At 63.3% G+C, this 17221-nt stretch carries 12 protein-coding genes and 1 pseudogene; 4 read left to right on the top strand and 9 right to left on the bottom strand.

The genetic code is table 11. From position 1 onward, the window contains the following. Positions 1-126 precede the first annotated feature (126 nt). Entirely contained in the window at positions 127-408 is a 282-nt protein-coding gene (locus tag VK92_RS31835) for a hypothetical protein (RefSeq protein ID WP_048022521.1), read from the bottom strand. 161 nt (positions 409-569) lie between these two features. Continuing rightward, the gene (locus tag VK92_RS31830; RefSeq protein WP_048022520.1) at positions 570-1490 is read right to left on the bottom strand and encodes a LysR family transcriptional regulator; all 921 of its coding nucleotides are present in this window, start codon (positions 1488-1490) and stop codon (positions 570-572) included. Between the two features lie 503 nt (positions 1491-1993). Here VK92_RS31830 and VK92_RS39095 point away from each other — a divergent pair. Beyond that, the gene (locus VK92_RS39095) at positions 1994-3016 is read left to right on the top strand and encodes a hypothetical protein (RefSeq protein WP_131723259.1); all 1023 of its coding nucleotides are present in this window, start codon (positions 1994-1996) and stop codon (positions 3014-3016) included. A gap of 390 nt (positions 3017-3406) precedes the next feature. On the opposite strand, the gene VK92_RS31820 is transcribed toward VK92_RS39095, so the two are convergent. The 5 genes from VK92_RS31820 to VK92_RS31800 all read right to left on the bottom strand — a co-directional run bounded on the left by VK92_RS31820 (position 3407) and on the right by VK92_RS31800 (position 9501). Beyond that, positions 3407-4153, bottom strand: coding sequence for a glucose 1-dehydrogenase (locus VK92_RS31820; RefSeq protein ID WP_048022519.1), 747 nt, complete (start codon positions 4151-4153; stop codon positions 3407-3409). Positions 4154-4312: 159 nt separating this feature from the next. Then, a complete protein-coding gene (locus VK92_RS31815; RefSeq protein WP_021156918.1) occupies positions 4313-4954 on the bottom strand; it encodes an HD domain-containing protein in 642 nt (213 codons plus the stop codon). Positions 4955-5020: 66 nt separating this feature from the next. Further along, a complete protein-coding gene (locus VK92_RS31810; RefSeq protein ID WP_048022518.1) occupies positions 5021-6490 on the bottom strand; it encodes a catalase in 1470 nt (489 codons plus the stop codon). A 375-nt stretch (positions 6491-6865) separates the two neighbouring features. Further along, a complete protein-coding gene (locus VK92_RS31805; protein WP_165589121.1) occupies positions 6866-7798 on the bottom strand; it encodes a helix-turn-helix transcriptional regulator in 933 nt (310 codons plus the stop codon). Between the two features lie 236 nt (positions 7799-8034). Then, positions 8035-9501 (bottom strand): efflux transporter outer membrane subunit, encoded by a 1467-nt coding sequence (locus VK92_RS31800; protein WP_048022556.1) that lies wholly within the window; start codon positions 9499-9501, stop codon positions 8035-8037. A gap of 96 nt (positions 9502-9597) precedes the next feature. Here VK92_RS31800 and VK92_RS31795 point away from each other — a divergent pair, with 96 nt between their 5' ends. The 3 genes from VK92_RS31795 (at position 9598) to VK92_RS31785 (ending at position 14508) form a co-directional block, all read left to right on the top strand. Next, positions 9598-10215: a TetR/AcrR family transcriptional regulator gene (locus tag VK92_RS31795; protein ID WP_048022517.1), complete on the top strand. Its 618-nt coding sequence runs from the start codon at positions 9598-9600 to the stop codon at positions 10213-10215. A 76-nt stretch (positions 10216-10291) separates the two neighbouring features. Continuing rightward, entirely contained in the window at positions 10292-11413 is a 1122-nt protein-coding gene (locus VK92_RS31790; RefSeq protein ID WP_048022516.1) for an efflux RND transporter periplasmic adaptor subunit, read from the top strand. Next, the gene (locus VK92_RS31785) at positions 11410-14508 is read left to right on the top strand and encodes an efflux RND transporter permease subunit (RefSeq protein ID WP_048022515.1); all 3099 of its coding nucleotides are present in this window, start codon (positions 11410-11412) and stop codon (positions 14506-14508) included. The genes VK92_RS31790 and VK92_RS31785 overlap by 4 nt, the downstream gene beginning before the upstream one ends. Before the next feature lie 196 nt (positions 14509-14704). Here the strand turns inward: VK92_RS31785 and VK92_RS40995 are convergent. Beyond that, positions 14705-14896: pseudogene (locus tag VK92_RS40995) on the bottom strand (integrase core domain-containing protein); the annotation flags it as partial. A 117-nt stretch (positions 14897-15013) separates the two neighbouring features. Beyond that, complete coding sequence (locus tag VK92_RS31780; protein ID WP_224052391.1) at positions 15014-17176, bottom strand: TonB-dependent siderophore receptor; 2163 nt, start codon at positions 17174-17176, stop codon at positions 15014-15016. Positions 17177-17221: the final 45 nt, after the last annotated feature.

Raw genomic sequence — 17221 nt, 5'->3', positions numbered from 1 at the left:
TTCAATTGCGGCGAAATCCATATTCTCGCAACCCAAACAAGGCAAAGATCGCCTGAACTTTACTAGACTCCGGTTGGCCCTGTTTGCAGGGGGCAGGTCAGCATCACCAAATGATCCAGTTAGGTCCTAACTGGGGAAACGCATCAAGGTCGTGCGCAGCCGTTTCAGCAGCTCTGGGTCGCGGATGCAATCGACCGCCGTGAGATCGTCCATCGCAGGCACCTTCTCGTGGATCCACTTGCCGTAGCCTGGGCCGACGACTTCATAGATGACTGTCGCGAGGTCGATGTCACCATTGAGTGATTGCGCGAGATCCCTGACTTCTTGCCTGGATTTTGAATTGCCGAATACGGCAACGAACCGTTGCCAACTCGCGTCACCGGGATAGTACTTTTCCAGCTGATGCATATCACCATCCTGCAAACGAAATTAAGTTGACTCCGTCCGGGTTCCGAGCAGATGGCGCCTGGACCGGCCAGCCTTTCGTAGACATCTTCGAGCCATAATTTATGGCCTCCTGTCCTCCCCATCCGGCGAGTCGGCGCCGAGGTGCGAGACGGGCATCTGCTTCAGGTAGCGATGCGGCCCGCGCTGAAAAGCATGGATATCAGATCGACCTGATCCAGTTGTTCGATCCACCATCTCGACGCACGCCCTGTCTTATCCTCGCGCCAGCCGAGGTAGCAGTTCGTGTGCGACCGCACGCCTGTTACCTGGCACTCCACGAGCTTGCCCTGGCGGATCAACTCCTCGGCGACGGGCGCGGGCAGCATGCCGACGGCCATGCCTTCGCAAAGGAGATCGATTTTGGCGGCCAGGTTCGGTACGACGATGACCGGTTGTCCATCACGAATGGCCACCGATCTCGGCTCGAGGTCACGCGACGTATCGCTGATGATGACGCCGCGGTGACTTGAAATTGCGCCGCTGTCGAGTGGCTTTTCGTTCACGGCAAGCGGATGATCAGGCGCCACGACGAAAGCGTGACGTAACAGGCCGATGGGCCTTGCTGCAATGTTGGGTGCGTGTGGCGGCTCTCCCGCGGCGCCGATCGCGATATCCGCACGCCCCGTCACGAGCGCGTCCCATACGCCGCCGAGCACTTCGGTCGAGAAACGGAGCCGCGTCGTCATATTCAGTTCGTAGAAGGCACGCACGTACGGCCATAACGAAGGCAACGGAAGTATTTCGTCGACGCACAGCCTGAGCTCAGCCTCCCAACCCGCATGGACGCTTCGAACCTTGCTTTCCAGATTCTGCCCGGCTCGCAGCAAACGACGACCGTCCTCGACGAGCAGTTGCCCAGCCTCCGTCAGCTGCGCACGCCGGCCGTTGCGATCAAACAGGGCGACGCCAAGATCAGCCTCTGTCTTTTTCACCAGGTAAGTCAGTGCAGACGGTACGCGATGAAGCAGCGAGGCCGCTTCCGCGAACGTGCCGGTCCGGTCTATGGCATCGAGCACTTCGAGAACTTCAAATGACAATTTCAAAGCGATGACCTGTTAGATACGCCTCTGATGATCGACGCAGGGCTTGGGGTGCCGCCTGGTCGAGACTTCCCGCGCGGCTGCGGCTACTTGGCACGCTCGCCGTCGTGGCTCAGGCGGCTGCGGGGGGCGCCATTTTGGCAGCCGCCAAGACGCTTTGCCACTGGTTCCTCAAATCACGCACGTCAGCCTGGCTGGACTTTGGGGGCATTGATACGAGGTGTTCAGGGGCGAAAAGCGTCGGGCACAAGTCTATCAATGCCGGAGTTCAATCCATTCGGATTCGAAGGGCGGTAGCAGGGTGGCGAACGTCTGGCGCTATTCGGCCAGTTATGGACATCCGCCATTGCGCTCCACATCGCCGACAATTCGACCTGTAACGAACACCATTCGTGACAGTTTTTGGCAGTCTCGCCCGCGATTGCGACTTATCATTTCTGGGGCCGAGTTAGAGTCATACCATTTCATGGCAAAAGACACAGTCACTTCACCAAGAGAGTTCAGAGATGGCTTTGTATGACAATTTTTCCGAATGGCAGCATGCATCGCCTTCTCAACGAGAGCACGCATCGTACGAACTTGCACAAGTGTTGCCCACCGGGTTTGCTTTCGACGCGGTTCGCTCATTCGAGCTCGCGGGCCGACAATGTGAAATAGCTCAGTTCACTCTAGGGACAGCACGTTTCTCGCTAATTCCGGGCAACACCGTCCAATTAGGCTTTGATGTGGCCAATTGGACACCGACACCCGACATGATCGAAAGCTGGCGGGATACCGCTCAGGAATACGGCATCGAAGAATCGTTGCACGATTATGTCGACGCCCGTACCAGCGAGATCAGGACCGCAACAGTGGCTCCGCTACTGGTCGAAAATCAATACGCGGAGGTGGGCTGGCGGCAGATCGATTCCTCAGATGCAGAAGTGCAGGCGCTGTTGCAGCAGCATCCGCGCGGCGTGACCAGCTTCGGTGACGTCACCACCCGTGTGACGGTCACCGATAGCGGTCACATCATCGCTGAGCGGGCCGATGAGAACGACCTGTCACATGCGGCAATTGCGACGAACTTCATCGAAGCGGGATTCCGTCTGCCGACTCCGGACGAATGGGAATATCTTTGCGGTACTGGCGCGACCACGCTGTTTCGGTGGGGCGATCATGTGCCCTGCGATCGCTATCCAACCGACATCAGCCCCGAGGAAGCCACGTGGCGACGCCAGTGGGCTCTCTCCTCCGGCCAGCTTGAACGGCCAGAGGCTGGCTTTCGTCGTGACTGGGAATTCCATCGCGTCGAGAACGCATTCGGTCTGCACATTGCCTCCGATCCGTACAAGATGGAGTTGACGACCCAGGCAGGACTGACGTTCGGCGGCGACGGTGGGGGCGCCATCTGCGGCGGAACAGGCTTTCTGTCAGGCTGGCTACCGCTGGCAAGTGCATGGAACGATCCCGATGTCTGTCAACATGCACCTGATGTGGAAATTTCGCTTGGTTATACCGTTGCCCGGCGCGTTTTGCCTTTGACATGAATCCCGCTTGGGCAGTTGGCAATGCAGAGTGCGTCTGGATAAAGCGTACGTGCGTTGAGTGGGCAAATAGAAAGTTGAAGCTTTAAGCCGCGATTCGAATGGCTGCTTTGTGGCGGCAGGGCAATACGGAGCATGATGTCGAGCTGGCGATCGCAAACGGCTTGTCGCACCGGCGTCCGCCGGTTTGCAGCGTGGCGGCGAGCAGCGACCCGCGCATGCGGGTCACGCTTCTGGAGGTGTGGGCATCGTCGTTTCGTTTCAGCGACTGCAGTCGTCACGCTTCGATTTCACGCGGCAACGTACTGAACCGCGGGCGATCCGGAACGACCGTCACATTTCTGTTTGTCGATGTCGAGGCCGACCGTACGCCCGCGGTTTCGCGAACCTGCGTCAGCGCATGCCGCCACTGGCGACGATGTGCTCGCCCGTCAGCCACTTTGCGTCGTCGGAGGCGAGGAAAACCGCAATCGATGCGACGTCGTCCGGTCTGCCCACGCGCCCGAGCGGCGTCTGGCTGACCGCCGAATGCTCGAACTCCGATCCGATCACCCCGGCGCTTTGCGCGCCTTCGGTCACGATCACGCCCGGATTGATCGTGTTCACGCGAATACCGCGCGGCCCGAGTTGACGTGCGAGCGCGCCGGTGATGGAATCCACCGCGCCTTTCGTGCCGCTGTAGACGGCGGTCGTCGCCGGTGTGAGCGTCGAGACGACCGAGCTGACATTGATGATGCTGGCGCCTTCGCTGAGGTGCTGGACGGCGGCCTGTGTCGTGAGCAGGACCCCGAGCACGTTGATGTCGAACTGCCTGCGGTATTGCGCTTCCGTGAACGCTTCGATCGGTGCGAACTCGTAGACGCCCGAGTTGTTGACGAGGATGTCGAGGCGGCCATACGTTTCGATCGCCGCATCGACGATGCCTTTCGCGTCGGCCGCCTTCGACACGTCGCCGCCCACGGCAACGGCTTTCCCACCGGCCGTGGTGATGGCGGACACGACGTCGTCCGCGCCGGCCTTGCTGCTTGCGTAGTTCACGACGACCGACGCGCCGTCTGCCGCGAGCGCCTTGGCGATGGCGGCGCCGATACCCTTCGACGCACCGGTTACAACGGCGACTTTCCCTGCAAGCTTGCCCATGATGTTCACCTCAGTGTGAATGATTCCGTTGATGGACACCGGCCTGCCGCCTCGCACGATGCGATCGCCGGTGTTTTCTGCCTATGCGGACCAGCATGCGGTCGCGATCGGTTGGCGCGGCGCGACTGGCCGGGCATCGATGCGCGGGACACTGCATCGTCAACCCGGCCATGCCGAGTTGCGGATGACGGAACAGAAATTCCCCCGATGAAAATGAGGCTCCTTGTCGGCGATCACGTCGGCTTTCACGTTGCCGAACGTGGTCTCCGGTTTGTGCTTGATGCCGTTGTAGAACGCCTGAATGATCTCTTCCTTGAAGTGCGGCGGACGCGGATGCGCACGCGTGACGGCTTCGCGTTCCTCGTGCGAGAACGCGTGGTATGAAAGTCCGAGCACATCCATCTCGACCCCGGCGGTCACCAGTGCAACGACCGGGTGCATATGGCGCGGAATGCCGGGCGTGGTATGCAGCGCAATGGCCGTCCAGACGAGATCGATGTCGGCCGCGGTGATGCCCCGGCCCGAGAGAAACTCGCGGGCCGCATTGGCTCCGTCGACTTCGAAGCGTTCGGTGGCGCTGCTGTACGCGCCGGTGAGGCCGATGTCATGGAACATGGCGCCCGCGTACAACAGTTCCGGATCGAATTTCAGGCCGCGGCGCGCGCCCTCCAGGGCGCCGAACAAATAGACGCGGCTCGAATGATGAAAGAGTAGCGGGGTGGACGTGTCGCGCACGAACTCGGTAATTTCCCGCGCAAGCTGACTGTCGGGCACGGCGACATCCTGAATGACCTGCGACATGACGGTTCTCCATCGAAATGTGAGCGGATGCCGGCGTCGTGGCGGACGCCGCACGCGAATGGCCGGCTACTTCGTCGCAGTCGTTGCCCCGATTCTTGCCAGCGCCTCGCGAACGCCCGCGCCGTACTCGGGGTCGGCCTTCGCGCAATTGACGATGTGGCGCTCCTGGATATGCGCGTGGACGGAGGCCATCTGGCGAGCGGTGTTATCGAACAGCAATTGTTGTTGCGCCTGGCTCATCAGGCGAAACAGATTTCCGGGCTGCGCGAAGTGATCGACGTCCACGCGGTGGTCCCAATGTGCGGCGTCGCCTTCGATCCGCAGCGGCGGCTCGTGAAGACCGGGCCGCACTTCCCACTCGCCGGAACTGTTCGGGTAGTAGGACGGTGTGCCGCCGAGGTTGTCGTCGGTGCGCATGGCGCCGTCGCGGTGGTAGCTGTGGAAGGGGCACTTCGGCGCATTGACGGGAATGTGATTGAAGTTCACGCCCAGCCGATAACGTTGCGTGTCGCCATAAGAGAACAGCCGCGCCTGCAGCATCTTGTCCGGCGAAAAGTCGATGCCGGGCACGACGTTCGCGGGCGAGAACGCCGCCTGCTCGACCTCGGCGAAATAATTGCCCGGGTTGCGGTTCAATTCGAGCACGCCTGCCTCGATCAACGGGAAATCGCTTTTCGGCCAGACCTTGGTCAGGTCGAACGGGTTGAACGGCAGCGCCCTGGCTTCATCGTCGTTCATCACCTGAATGAAGAGGGTCCAGCGCGGGAAGTCGCCGCGTTCGATGCTTTCGTAAAGGTCGCGGCCATGCGTTTCGCGATCCTTGCCCACGAGCTGTTCGGCTTCGCCGTCGGTCAGATTCGCGATGCCTTGCTGTGTACGGAAGTGGAATTTCACCCACGTTCGCCGATTGTCGGCATCGACGAGGCTGAACGTATGACTGCCGAATCCATGCATGTGGCGATAGCTGCGCGGGATACCCCTGTCGCTCATGACGATCGTGACCTGGTGAAGCGCTTCCGGCAGGAGCGTCCAGAAGTCCCAGTTGCTGTTTGCGCTGCGCAGTCCCGTGCGCGGGTCGCGCTTGATCGCATGGTTGAGATCGGGAAAACGCAGCGGGTCACGGAAAAAGAACACGGGCGTGTTGTTGCCCACGATGTCCCAGTTTCCTTCTTCCGTATAGAACTTCACCGCGAAGCCGCGGATGTCGCGCTCGGCATCCGCGGCGCCGCGCTCGCCGGCGACGGTCGAGAAGCGCATGAATACCGGCGTTGCCTTGCCGACTTCCGAAAAGAGTTTTGCCTTGGTGTAGCGCGAGATGTCGTGCGTCACCGTGAATACGCCGTGCGCGCCCGATCCTTTGGCATGCATGCGTCGTTCGGGAATGACCTCGCGGTCGAAGTGCGCGAGTTTCTCGATCAGCCAGATATCCTGCAGCAGCGCGGGACCGCGCGGGCCGGCCGTTTCGATGTTCAGATTGTCGGTGACGGGCGCACCCGTTGCGTGATCAAGACGCGCAGACGTATCGCGATTCTTCATGCGTCGACTCCAGGAGGGTTGGGGGGACCGGCGCAGCGCCATGCCGTTTCGGGGCGGGCGGCCGCGCGGGGCTTTACGGGAAAACCTACGTGCTGTCTCGGCAGGTGCGCCGAAATGAAACGTCCGGACCGCGATGGCCACCCGATCAACGAGTGACGAGCCACGGAGGCATCGGCGATTCGATGTGAGAGAAGCGTACCTGCGGGGTGCCCGCGCGATCTTGTATAAAACAACGATTCGTTGGACGATTCGCGGACGACCGTCGAATACCGGGGGCAGTGGCTGAATTCGGATCGGGAGGCGGGGGGCGTGGTGAGTCGACGCGTATCGAGCGGGCGCACGCGCGCCGCTCACGACGTTTGCATTTGTCCGGTGCTATCGGTTCCGCTGCGCCCAGTCTTTCGGCCCGCATCCCTCGAGACGCGAGAACACGCGCGAAAAATGACTCTGGTCGAAAAATCCGCAGTCCGATGCGATGCTGGCCAGGCTCGCATCGGTTTCCCGCAACAGCAATTTCGCGCGCTCGATACGGCGCTTGAGCAGCCACTGATGGGGCGTGCTGCCGGTGGTCTGCTTGAAGGCTTCGCCGAAGTAGCTGGTGGAGAGATTGCACTCGCGCGCGAGATCGGCGATCGACGGATTGTCGTGCAGGTGGGACGCGAAATAATCCTCGATGCGCCGCATCTGCCACGGAGCGAGTCCGGAGCGGCGTGGCCGGAGCGCCGGATCGGCTCGGCCATAGCGTGTGACAACGTGTTCGCAAAACGCCAGCGCGAGGTAATCGATGAACAGCGCACTCGTCAGGTCGGGCTGCTGCAGGACCGCCTGCAGCGTATGCGACAGACTGAACAGCACCGGGTCGCTGGCGCCGAGATGCGGCTGCACGAGCCCGCCTATGCGCCGGCGCCGTTTTTGATCGGTGAACTCCTCGATCGCGCCCTGGGCCAGATAGAGCCGCATGGTATCGAACGGCATGTCGAGACGGCGCGTCGGGCTCGCGCGCAGGTCGAGCAGATAACAACTGCCGGGACGGCACGATGCGGAAGCATCGAGGTTGCCGCTTGAATAACGGAGGCCGGGATCGGGGCCGAGTATCAGCGGCATCTGGAAGACAAAGGCTTCTTCCGGCTGCGGCGTGAGCGAGCGCCCCGGTTGGGGCCGCGGGTTGATCAACCGGGTGAACGAGATCGGTTGCCCGTGGGAGAAAACGCCGGCCCGTACGGTGGGCGCATCTCGCAGGAGAAACCGTCTGGCGAGCGTGTCGTCTGCAACGGGTTGCCCGAAATCGACAGGATCCTTGTCGTTCATTCTTCGCGCCCTGGAGTGCGCCCGTACGGGCATTGCGTGCCTTTACCCGACGGCGGGTTCAAACGAAATCAGGCCCAATTTAGCGCAATTCGATGACGGCCGCGCGATGGGTGCTGTGACGCGCGAGACGCTGCTCGATTGCGGGCGCGACGCGCACGGCAATGGTGCGGTTCGCACTCGCGCGAACCCGGAAAGTGCGTGGGTTTCGTCGCGCGCGCCAATGCTGGGCGGCTTCGTCAGCGTGAAGTCAGCGATGTCTGCCCGACGTGCGCTGCCGGATCCCAGCCGCCGCCGAGCGCCTTGAACGTCGAGATCGCCGCACGTGCGGATTCCGTTTGCGCTTGCGCACGCGCGTCGGCGGCCTGGAGCAGCGTCTCGTTGGCGTGCAATACGTCGATGAAACTCGCCGCACCGCTGCGGTACGCGGTCATCGACGCATCCTTGGCGCGGGAAAACGACGACTCGGCATGCGACAGCGTGGCCGCCTGCGCCTGTCGGTTCACCAATGACGAGAGCGAGTTTTCGACGTCCTCGGACGCGCGGAGCACGGCCTGCCGATAGGCCGCGAGCGCTTGCGCGTCGGCGCCTTTCGCCGCTTCGACATCGGCGCCGATGCGTGCGAAATCGAACAGGCGCCAGCGCAGCCCGACGAGGCCGGCCGCCTGGTTGGCGCCGCCCGAGAACAACGTGCCGGTGGCGGCGGCGGTCGCGCTGCCGAGGAAGGCGTTCAGCGAGACCGTCGGGTAGTACTCGCCGATCGCGGCGCCAATGCGCGCATTGGCCGCGGCGAGGTGACGTTCGGCGGCGATCAGGTCGGGACGTCTTTGCAGCAGATCGGCCGGCGTGCCCATTTCCGCGAGCGACGGCGCAACGGGGATCACGGACGGCGGGCTCAGCTCCGCGCGGTGCGTGCCGGGAGGGGAGCCGAGCATCACGTCGAGGGCGTTCGACGCTGCATCGAGCGCCGCGAGCAGGACGGGCACGCCGGCCTGAACCTGGTCGAGCGCGCCTTGCGCCTGCTGAACCTGATAGTCGGCCGCCGCACCCTTCGAATACAGGAGTTTCACGTCCGCGAGCAGCGCCTGCTGCGTCTGCACCTGCCGGGTCGCGATGTCCAGGCGAGTCTGAAGCCCCCGGATCGTGACGTAGATATCAGCGGTCTGGGCCGCGACGGCAAGGCGGGTGGCGACCGCCGCCGCCTGCGTCGCAGAGTAATCGGCGAGCGCGGCTTCACGCTGACGGCGCAGACCGCCAAAGATGTCGATCTCCCAACCGGCCTCCAGGTTGGTTTCGTACTCGGTGCCCCAGCGCGCGTAACCCGGCGTGGCATTGAGCAACTGGCCCAACGGCGTGTCGACGGACTGATAGGCACGGGCCGCCGACGCGGAAACCGAAGCCGACGGGAGGAGCGCCGCGTTGGCCGTGCCGAGGCGCGCACGCGCCTGAGTGATTTGCGCGACGGCCTGGGCCAGGTCCAGATTCTGCGCCAGCGCCAGCGAAACGTAACGCGTGAGCAGCGGGTCGTTGAAGCTTTCCCACCACGCGGACAGATCGGCAACCGGAGCCTTTGCCGTGCCGGCGGGCGGCTGGGTCATGTAGTGCTGCGCCAGCGGCGCATCCGGGCGGTGGTAGTCGGGACCCACGGCGCACGCCGAAAGGGCGGCGACGCTGGTCAGGAGAACAAGTGAACGGTGCAGGGGCATGATCATTTCGGGAGCGCAACGGAGGGCGGATGGTGTGACCAATATACAATATGGTCACAAGTTGTCAACTCGCGAGTGAGGGGCTAAGCTTGAGACATGAACAAACCGACTCCCTCCGCCTCCCCGTCCCGCGGCCCCTCGGACCACGAAGTTCGCGCCCAGATCGTCGACGCCGCAACGGAATACTTCAGCCGCTACGGCTACGAAAAGACCACCGTTTCCGACCTCGCGAAGGAAATCGGGTTTTCAAAAGCCTATATCTACAAATTCTTCGATTCCAAACAGGCGATCGGTCAAGTCATCTGCGCGAATCGCCTCGCGGCGATGATCACCGCCGTCAGGGAAAACATCGACGGCGTACACAGTGCGACGGAAAAATTTCGCTGTATGTTCAAGACCTTGCTTTCATCCGGAAGCGAGCTCTTCTTCCAGGATCGCAAGCTTTACGACATCGCCGCCGTGTCGGCCGCATCACCCTGGCCATCGGTCCAGGGTTATGAGGACCAGATCCGGCAACTCGTCGCCGAGATCCTGCGGCTCGGGCGCGAAACCGGCGAATTCGAACGCAAGACCCCGCAGGACGAGGCGGTGAACGCGATCTTCCTGGTGATGAAGCCCTATTTCAATCCGCTGCTGCTCCAGTACAACCTCGAGGGTGCGGAAGAGGCGACGACCCAGCTTGCGAACCTGGTCCTCAGAAGTCTCGCTCCATGAATCGTGTTGTGACTGTTGACTGAATTGGTCACTGGTATCAGAATGAGGGCTCCTGTTCTTTGCGAGAGGGGACCTCATGTTCCGGCGCCATCATTTTGTCTACACATTGGGCGTGGCTTCGCTTGCGCTCGCGGCATGCGGCGAGCATCCGGCCGCCGATCCGCGTACCGAGGCGCCACTTGTACGTATGAGCGCCGTTCACGGCGCGGCAGGGGCGAGCCGGTCGTTTTCGGGTGTCGTGGGCGCCCGCGTTCAGAGCGATCTCGGTTTCCGGGTTCAGGGCAAGGTCATCGAGCGGCTGGTCGACGCTGGCCAGACGGTCAAGCGCGGCCAGCCGCTGATGCGCATCGATCCGATCGACCTGGGGCTGCAGGCCCGTGCGCAGCAGAAGCTCGTGGATGCCGCGCAGGCGCGCGCGACGCAGACGGCCGCCGATGAGGCGCGCTATCGGGATCTCGTCGCGGCAGGCGCGGTCTCGGCGTCGACCTATGACCAGCTGAAGGCAGCCGCGGACTCCGCCAAGGCCCAGCTCGTCGCGGCGCAGGCGCAGGCCGTGCTCGCCAACAATGCGTCCGGCTACGCTGTCGTCATGGCGGACGCCGACGGCGTGGTGGTCGAGACGCTGGCGGAGCCCGGCCAGGTCGTCGCGCCGGGACAAATCGTCGTGCGGCTCGCGCATGCCGGCCCCCGCGAGGCCGTCGTCCAGCTTCCCGAGACGCTGCGTCCCGCATCCGGCTCGATCGCCGAGGCGACGCTGTACGGCGCGGCCCAGAAGCCTGTTCCCGCCGTCCTGCGTCAGCTCTCCGACTCCGCCGATCGGCTGACACGGACCTACGAGGCGCGGTACGTCCTCCAGGGCGCGCTGTCGAATGCGCCGCTCGGCGCGACCGTGACGCTCGATCTTGACGGCGATGCCGGCCACGCACCCGCCGGCATGGTGGTTCCGGTCGGCGCCGTGTTCGATCCGGGCACGGGCACCGGGGTCTGGACGGTCGACCGGGCCCAGTCGCGCGTGACCTGGCGCAAGGTGCGTGTCATCGCGTTGAGCGACGACAGTGCGACGGTGACGGGCGACCTTCGCGACGGCGACCAGGTCGTCGCGCTCGGAGCCCAGTTGTTGCACGACGGCGAGCATGTACGTCTCGCCAACGACAAGATGATCGCGGCATCCGTCTCCGCGCAAGGAGCGGCGCAATGAGCGGCTTCAACTTGTCGGCGCTCGCGGTGCGGGAGCGCTCGGTCACGCTGTTTCTGATCATCCTGATCTCGATCGCCGGCGTGGTTGCCTTCCTGAAACTGGGGCGGGCCGAAGATCCGCCCTTTACCGTCAAGTCGATGACGGTCATCACGGCATGGCCCGGCGCGACCGCGCAGGAAATGCAGGACCAGGTGGCCGAGCCGCTCGAAAAGCGCATGCAGGAACTGCGCTGGTACGACCGGACCGAGACCTATACGCGTCCGGGGCTGGCCTTCACCACGGTGACCTTGCTCGACAGTACGCCGCCCGCGGACGTGCCCGAGGAGTTCTATCAGGCACGCAAGAAGCTGCATGACGAAGCGGGCAACCTGCCGCCCGGCGTGATTAGCCCGCTCGTCAACGATGAGTACTCCGACGTAACGTTCGCGCTGTTCGCACTCAAGGCAAAAGGCGAGCCGCAACGAGTGCTGGTGCGCGACGCCGAAGGCTTGCGCCAGCGGCTTCTGCATGTGCCGGGCGTCAAGAAGGTGAACATCATCGGCGAGCAGGCGGAACGGATCTATGTCTCGTTTTCGCATGACCGCCTCGCGACGCTCGGCGTGACGCCCCAGGAGATCTTTGCCGCGTTGAACAACCAGAACGTTCTGACGCCGGCCGGTTCGATCGATACGGCGGGCGCGCAGGTATTCATTCGTGTCGAAGGCGCGTTCGACAAGCTGCAGACCATTCGTGACACGCCGATCGTCGTTCAGGGCCGCACGTTGAAGCTGTCCGACGTGGCGACCGTCGAACGCGGTTACGAAGACCCGGCCACGTTCCAGATTCGCAACAACGGCGAACCGGCGTTGCTGCTCGGCGTCGTGATGCGGGACGGCTGGAACGGGCTCAACCTCGGCAAGGCGCTCGACGCGGAGGTCGCATCGATCAATGCCGGGATGCCGCTGGGCATGAGCCTCACGAAGGTGACCGACCAGGCCGTCAATATCCATTCGGCCGTCGACGAATTCATGGTCAAGTTCTTCGTCGCGCTGCTCGTGGTGATGGTCGTGAGCTTCGCGAGCATGGGATGGCGCGTCGGCATCGTCGTGTCGGCGGCGGTGCCGCTGACGCTCGCGGGGGTCTTCGTCGTGATGGCCGCCACGGGCAAGAGCTTCGACCGCATCACGCTCGGTTCGCTGATTCTCGCGCTGGGCCTGCTCGTCGACGACGCGATCATCGCCATCGAAATGATGGTCGTGAAAATGGAGGAGGGCTACAACCGCGTCCAGGCGTCGGCTTACGCGTGGAGCCACACGGCCGCGCCGATGCTGTCGGGCACGCTGGTCACGGCGGTCGGTTTCATGCCGAACGGGTTCGCGCGCTCGACGGCAGGCGAATACACGAGCAACATGTTCTGGATCGTCGGCATCGCGCTGATCACGTCGTGGGTCGTGGCCGTCGTCTTCACACCGTACCTCGGCGTCAAGCTGTTACCCGACATTGCCGTGATCGAAGGCGGCCACGCAGCGATCTACAACACGCGGAACTACCAGCGCTTTCGCCGTTTCCTCGGGCGCGTGATCGGACGCAAGTGGATGGTCGCCGGGATCGTGGTGGCATCGTTCGTGATCGCCGTGATGGGCATGGGGCTGGTGAAGAAGCAGTTCTTCCCGACGTCCGATCGCCCGGAGGTGCTCGTCGAAGTGCAGATGCCCTACGGGACTTCGATCGAGCAGACCACGTCGGCGACGGAAAAGGTCGAGGCGTGGCTTGCGAAGCAGCCGGAAGCGCAGATCGTGACCTCGTACATCGGGCAGGGCGCGCCGCGCTTCTATCTGGCCATGTCTCCGGAACTGCCGGATTCGTCCTTCTCGAAGATCGTGATCCGCACGAACGACGAGCACCAGCGGGAAGCGCTCAAGTTCCGTCTGCGCAAGGTCGTCGCCGAAGGACTGGTGCCCGGCGCGCAGGTTCGCGTCACGCAGCTGGTGTTCGGCCCTTACTCGCCTTACCCCGTCGCGTTCAGGGTCATGGGCCCGGACGCGGGGACGTTGCGCACCATCGCCGCGCAGGTCGAGCGGACCATGAACGCCAGCCCGATGATGCGAACGGTGAACGCCGACTGGGGGCCGCGCGTTCCCACCGTGCATTTCACGCTCGATCAGACGCGTCTCGGGTCGTTCGGGCTGACGTCCAGCTCGGTCGCGCAGCAACTGCAATTCCTGCTGACCGGCATTCCCGTCACGCACGTGCGCGAGGACATTCGTTCGGTGGAACTGGTCGCGCGTTCGGCGGGAGACACCCGGCTCGACCCGCAACGGATCGAGGGATTCACGCTGATCGGTAACGCAGGGCAGCGGGTGCCGCTCTCGCAGGTCGGCAAGGTCGACATCCGCATGGAGGATCCGATCCTGCGCCGTCGCGATCGAACGCCGACGATCACCGTGCGCGGCGATATCGCCGAAGGGTTGCAACCGCCCGACGTATCGACCGCGATGCTCGCGCAATTGCAGCCGATCATCGCGAAGCTGCCGGGCGGCTACCGGATCGAGGAGGCCGGCTCCATCGAGGAGGCCAACAAGGCGACCAATGCGCTCGCGCCGCTGTTCCCGATCATGATTGCGCTGACGCTGCTCATCATCATTTTCCAGACGCGCTCGATTGCCGCGACCATGATGGTGTTCGCGACCAGCCCGCTGGGTTTGATCGGCGTGGTGCCGACACTCCTGCTGTTCAATCAGCCCTTCGGCATCAACGCATTGGTGGGGCTCATTGCGCTCTCCGGCATCCTGATGCGAAACACGCTGATCCTGATCGGCCAGATCGAAGAGAACACGCGTGCGGGCATGGCGCCGTTCGATGCGGTAGTGGAGGCCACCCTGCAGCGCTCGAGGCCCGTGATCCTGACGGCGGTTGCCGCGATGCTGGCGTTCATTCCACTGACCCATTCCGTGTTCTGGGGCACGCTGGCTTATACGCTGATCGGAGGAACGTTCGCCGGAACGATTCTTACGTTGGTGTTTTTGCCGGCCATGTACTCGATCTGGTTCAAGATCCGGCCTGGGGCAGGGGAAAGTCACTCTGCGCTCGAACCCAGCGTCAGCGTGACTACGTAGACATGTGCGCCCCGGGCGATGATGGTCTCGCCCGGGGCCGTCGATGTGAAGCAGCAACACGACGCGTCCGGCCGGAAAGCAACTTCGCGCAATGGCCACGATTCATTTTTTCGGGCAGTGGCGCACGCTTCGCGCGCCGGTTGGCGCGAAATGCCGTGCACGAACAATGCGACCTGCGGCGGAATTCCGTGATCAATCAGGCAGTGAGTTTCGCATCGATATTGCCGGAATCCAGCGAGGCTCGACGGACCGTGGCCGGAGGTCGGTAGCGATGGGCGCTGTGGGGCCGGCGTCCGATGAGCACCTTGGCCTCGGCGCGACTGCGGAACCGTTCGCGGTTTGGCAATTCGGCTCGCAGTTTGCCGTTGAAGCTTTCGACGAATCCGTTTCGAAGAATCGGTCCGGATCCGGATGTTTGAAGGCGGGTGACTTTTGAAGAAGTCAGGCTATTCCGTGGGATCAGGGTCACCATACGTCGCGCGACGTATTCGTCGCGCGGCGGCCCCTAGAAATCCGAACGCACGGTCAACATCACGTTGCGCGCATCGCCGAATACGCTGTAGTAGGTGCTGGGCGGACGAATGTAGTACCTGCGATTGAACACGTTATTCAATTGCAAGGACGCCGTCACGTGCTTGTTGAAACGATATCCCGCTTGTGCGTCGAAAACCGCATAGGCACCCTGTTCGACGCCGCGCGAAATCCGCGTTTGAGCGAGCATGCCGCCCCCGATCGAGAATCCGCGTAACGGGCCTTGCGACAGCGTATATCGGGTCCACAGCTTGAACAAATGCTTCGGATCCGTGCCGTCGGTGAGATCGGGCGAGTCGTTCTCGTAGTGTGCGTTCAGATACGTGTAGCCAGCATAGAGATTCCAGTCCGGCGTCGGCTGGCCAGTGAGTTCGAGTTCGATACCCTGATTGCGTGCCTTGCCTGCGGCCACGTAATAGAACTGATGGGCAGGATCGGCAACGGCGCGGTTGTCGTCGTTGATGCGGAACAGCGCGGCGTTCGCATTCAGGCGGCCATCGAGCAGGCTGCTTTTTACGCCTACTTCGTACTGCTCACCCGAGCGCGGCGGCAGGCCCGGCCCCGAGTACGTGCCTTGCGTTTGCGCATCGAGGAAACGCGCATAGTTGGCATAGGCCGTCAGCGACGGCACGATGTCCCACAGCAAGCCGGCGGACGGCAGGAAGCGATGATTGACCTGTGCGTTGGTCGTCCAGTCCGCGACGCTCGGCAACGTCGACTGCGTGCGGTCCTGCAGGAACGCCTCGCGGCCGCCGAGCACGAGCGTCAGCGGCGTGGCGAGCTTGATACGCGCCTGCGCATAGACGCCGTATTGCACGGTGCGGTGATTGGTGCCGAACGTGTACGGTACGTCCACCGCGGGGACCGCATTGGGATCGTAGAGACTGTAGGCGCCACCGTACGGGCCGCTCAACGCGCGGTAACCCGACTGCGCGCCCGATGTCATCACGGCGTAGTTCGCGCCGATGGTCAGCGTATGCGTCTGCCCCCAGAGGCGCACCGGGCCGGATACGTTGGTGTCCGCGCCGAACCAGTCATAGCTCGTGCGCTGCCGCTGGTCTCCGAAGCGCGCGAGGCCGTTTGCGGTCGCGCCGGGGCCGGAGTACGCGTAGTAGGCCTTGGAGAGTTCGTGGCGGTAGAACAGCGTGGTCGAAGATTGCCACGCGTTTTCGAACCGATGCACGAGGTTGGCGTTGACCTCCTGCAACGAGGTGTACGCGTAGTTCCAGCTCGGACTGAAGTTCCGCGTATATTCGCTCGGCACACGCCCGGTGAGCGCGGTACGCGTGCTGTTCAGCACGCCGCCCGCACCGTAATCGATGCCGGAAATCGGCGAGACCTGATAGCCGCCCGAGAACGACAGCGTCGTGCGCGGCGTGAGGTCCCAATCGAGCGCACCATAGGCCATTACCTCCTTGCTGCGCGTGCGCTCTATGGATTGCGTACCGGTGCCGCCCACGAGAACGGCGCGCCCGCGCAGCGTGCCGTCCTTGTTCAGCGGCCCGGTGACGTCGATCATCTGGCGCACGCTGCCGAACGAATCGACCTGCGTTTCCGTGCCGACGTGGAACTGATCCTGGGGGCGCTTGCGCACGAGATTGACGACGCCGCCCGGCTCGCCCATGCCATCGATCGAGCCTGCCGGGCCGCGCAGGATTTCGACGCGGTCGTACATCGCCAGATCGAATTGCAACTGGTACTGCAGGCCGCTCAGTGTCGGGACGCCATCGAATTCAATGCCGAGCTGCGAGCCGCGCGCGCGGAAGTACGCGGTACCGTCGCCGTAGTCGATCGAACTGACGCCGGTCACGGAGCGCAACGCCTGCTGGATGGTCGTGACGTTCTGGTCGTCCATCCGCTCGCGCGTGAGTACCGAGACCGAGTTCGGCGTCTCCTTGATCGATTGCGCGACTTTTCCGCCGATGGTGGCCCACTTTGCAGCGTAGTTGCCGCTGCCTTCGGTTGTCGCGTCGGCGTCCTTTGTGCCCACCACCGTCAAGACGGGCAGCGTGTCGCCAACCGGGGCGGGCGAGCCTTGCGCGTTCGCCCACGAGGAGGCGAGGCACAGCGCCGAAAAGGCGAGCGGGGCACCGCTGCATCGTCCCGTCGTCGCGCGCCGCGCGCGAGGGTGGTCCATTCTCGTTGTCATGGTTGATCATCCCGATGTTGAAAAACGTCGAAC

Origin of the sequence: Burkholderia sp. LK4, assembly GCF_001043615.1 — a bacterium.
In the GTDB taxonomy this organism is placed as follows: domain Bacteria; phylum Pseudomonadota; class Gammaproteobacteria; order Burkholderiales; family Burkholderiaceae; genus Burkholderia; species Burkholderia cepacia.
Note: the sequence above shows the minus strand (reverse complement) of the source record. Positions and strands in the feature narration are given on the sequence as shown.

Excerpts from the sequence above, each read along its gene's own strand:
- VK92_RS31790 (WP_048022516.1), top strand. The coding sequence starts at position 10,292 with ATGTTCCGGCGCCATCATTTTGTCTACACATTGGGCGTGGCTTCGCTT.
- VK92_RS31795 (WP_048022517.1), top strand. The coding sequence starts at position 9,598 with ATGAACAAACCGACTCCCTCCGCCTCCCCGTCCCGCGGCCCCTCGGAC.
- VK92_RS31815 (WP_021156918.1), bottom strand. The coding sequence starts at position 4,954 with ATGTCGCAGGTCATTCAGGATGTCGCCGTGCCCGACAGTCAGCTTGCG.
- VK92_RS31810 (WP_048022518.1), bottom strand. The coding sequence starts at position 6,490 with ATGAAGAATCGCGATACGTCTGCGCGTCTTGATCACGCAACGGGTGCG.
- VK92_RS31835 (WP_048022521.1), bottom strand. The coding sequence starts at position 408 with ATGCATCAGCTGGAAAAGTACTATCCCGGTGACGCGAGTTGGCAACGG.
- VK92_RS31800 (WP_048022556.1), bottom strand. The coding sequence starts at position 9,501 with ATGCCCCTGCACCGTTCACTTGTTCTCCTGACCAGCGTCGCCGCCCTT.
- VK92_RS31820 (WP_048022519.1), bottom strand. The coding sequence starts at position 4,153 with ATGGGCAAGCTTGCAGGGAAAGTCGCCGTTGTAACCGGTGCGTCGAAG.
- VK92_RS39095 (WP_131723259.1), top strand. The coding sequence starts at position 1,994 with ATGGCTTTGTATGACAATTTTTCCGAATGGCAGCATGCATCGCCTTCT.
- VK92_RS31805 (WP_165589121.1), bottom strand. The coding sequence starts at position 7,798 with ATGAACGACAAGGATCCTGTCGATTTCGGGCAACCCGTTGCAGACGAC.
- VK92_RS31780 (WP_224052391.1), bottom strand. The coding sequence starts at position 17,176 with ATGGACCACCCTCGCGCGCGGCGCGCGACGACGGGACGATGCAGCGGT.
- VK92_RS31785 (WP_048022515.1), top strand. The coding sequence starts at position 11,410 with ATGAGCGGCTTCAACTTGTCGGCGCTCGCGGTGCGGGAGCGCTCGGTC.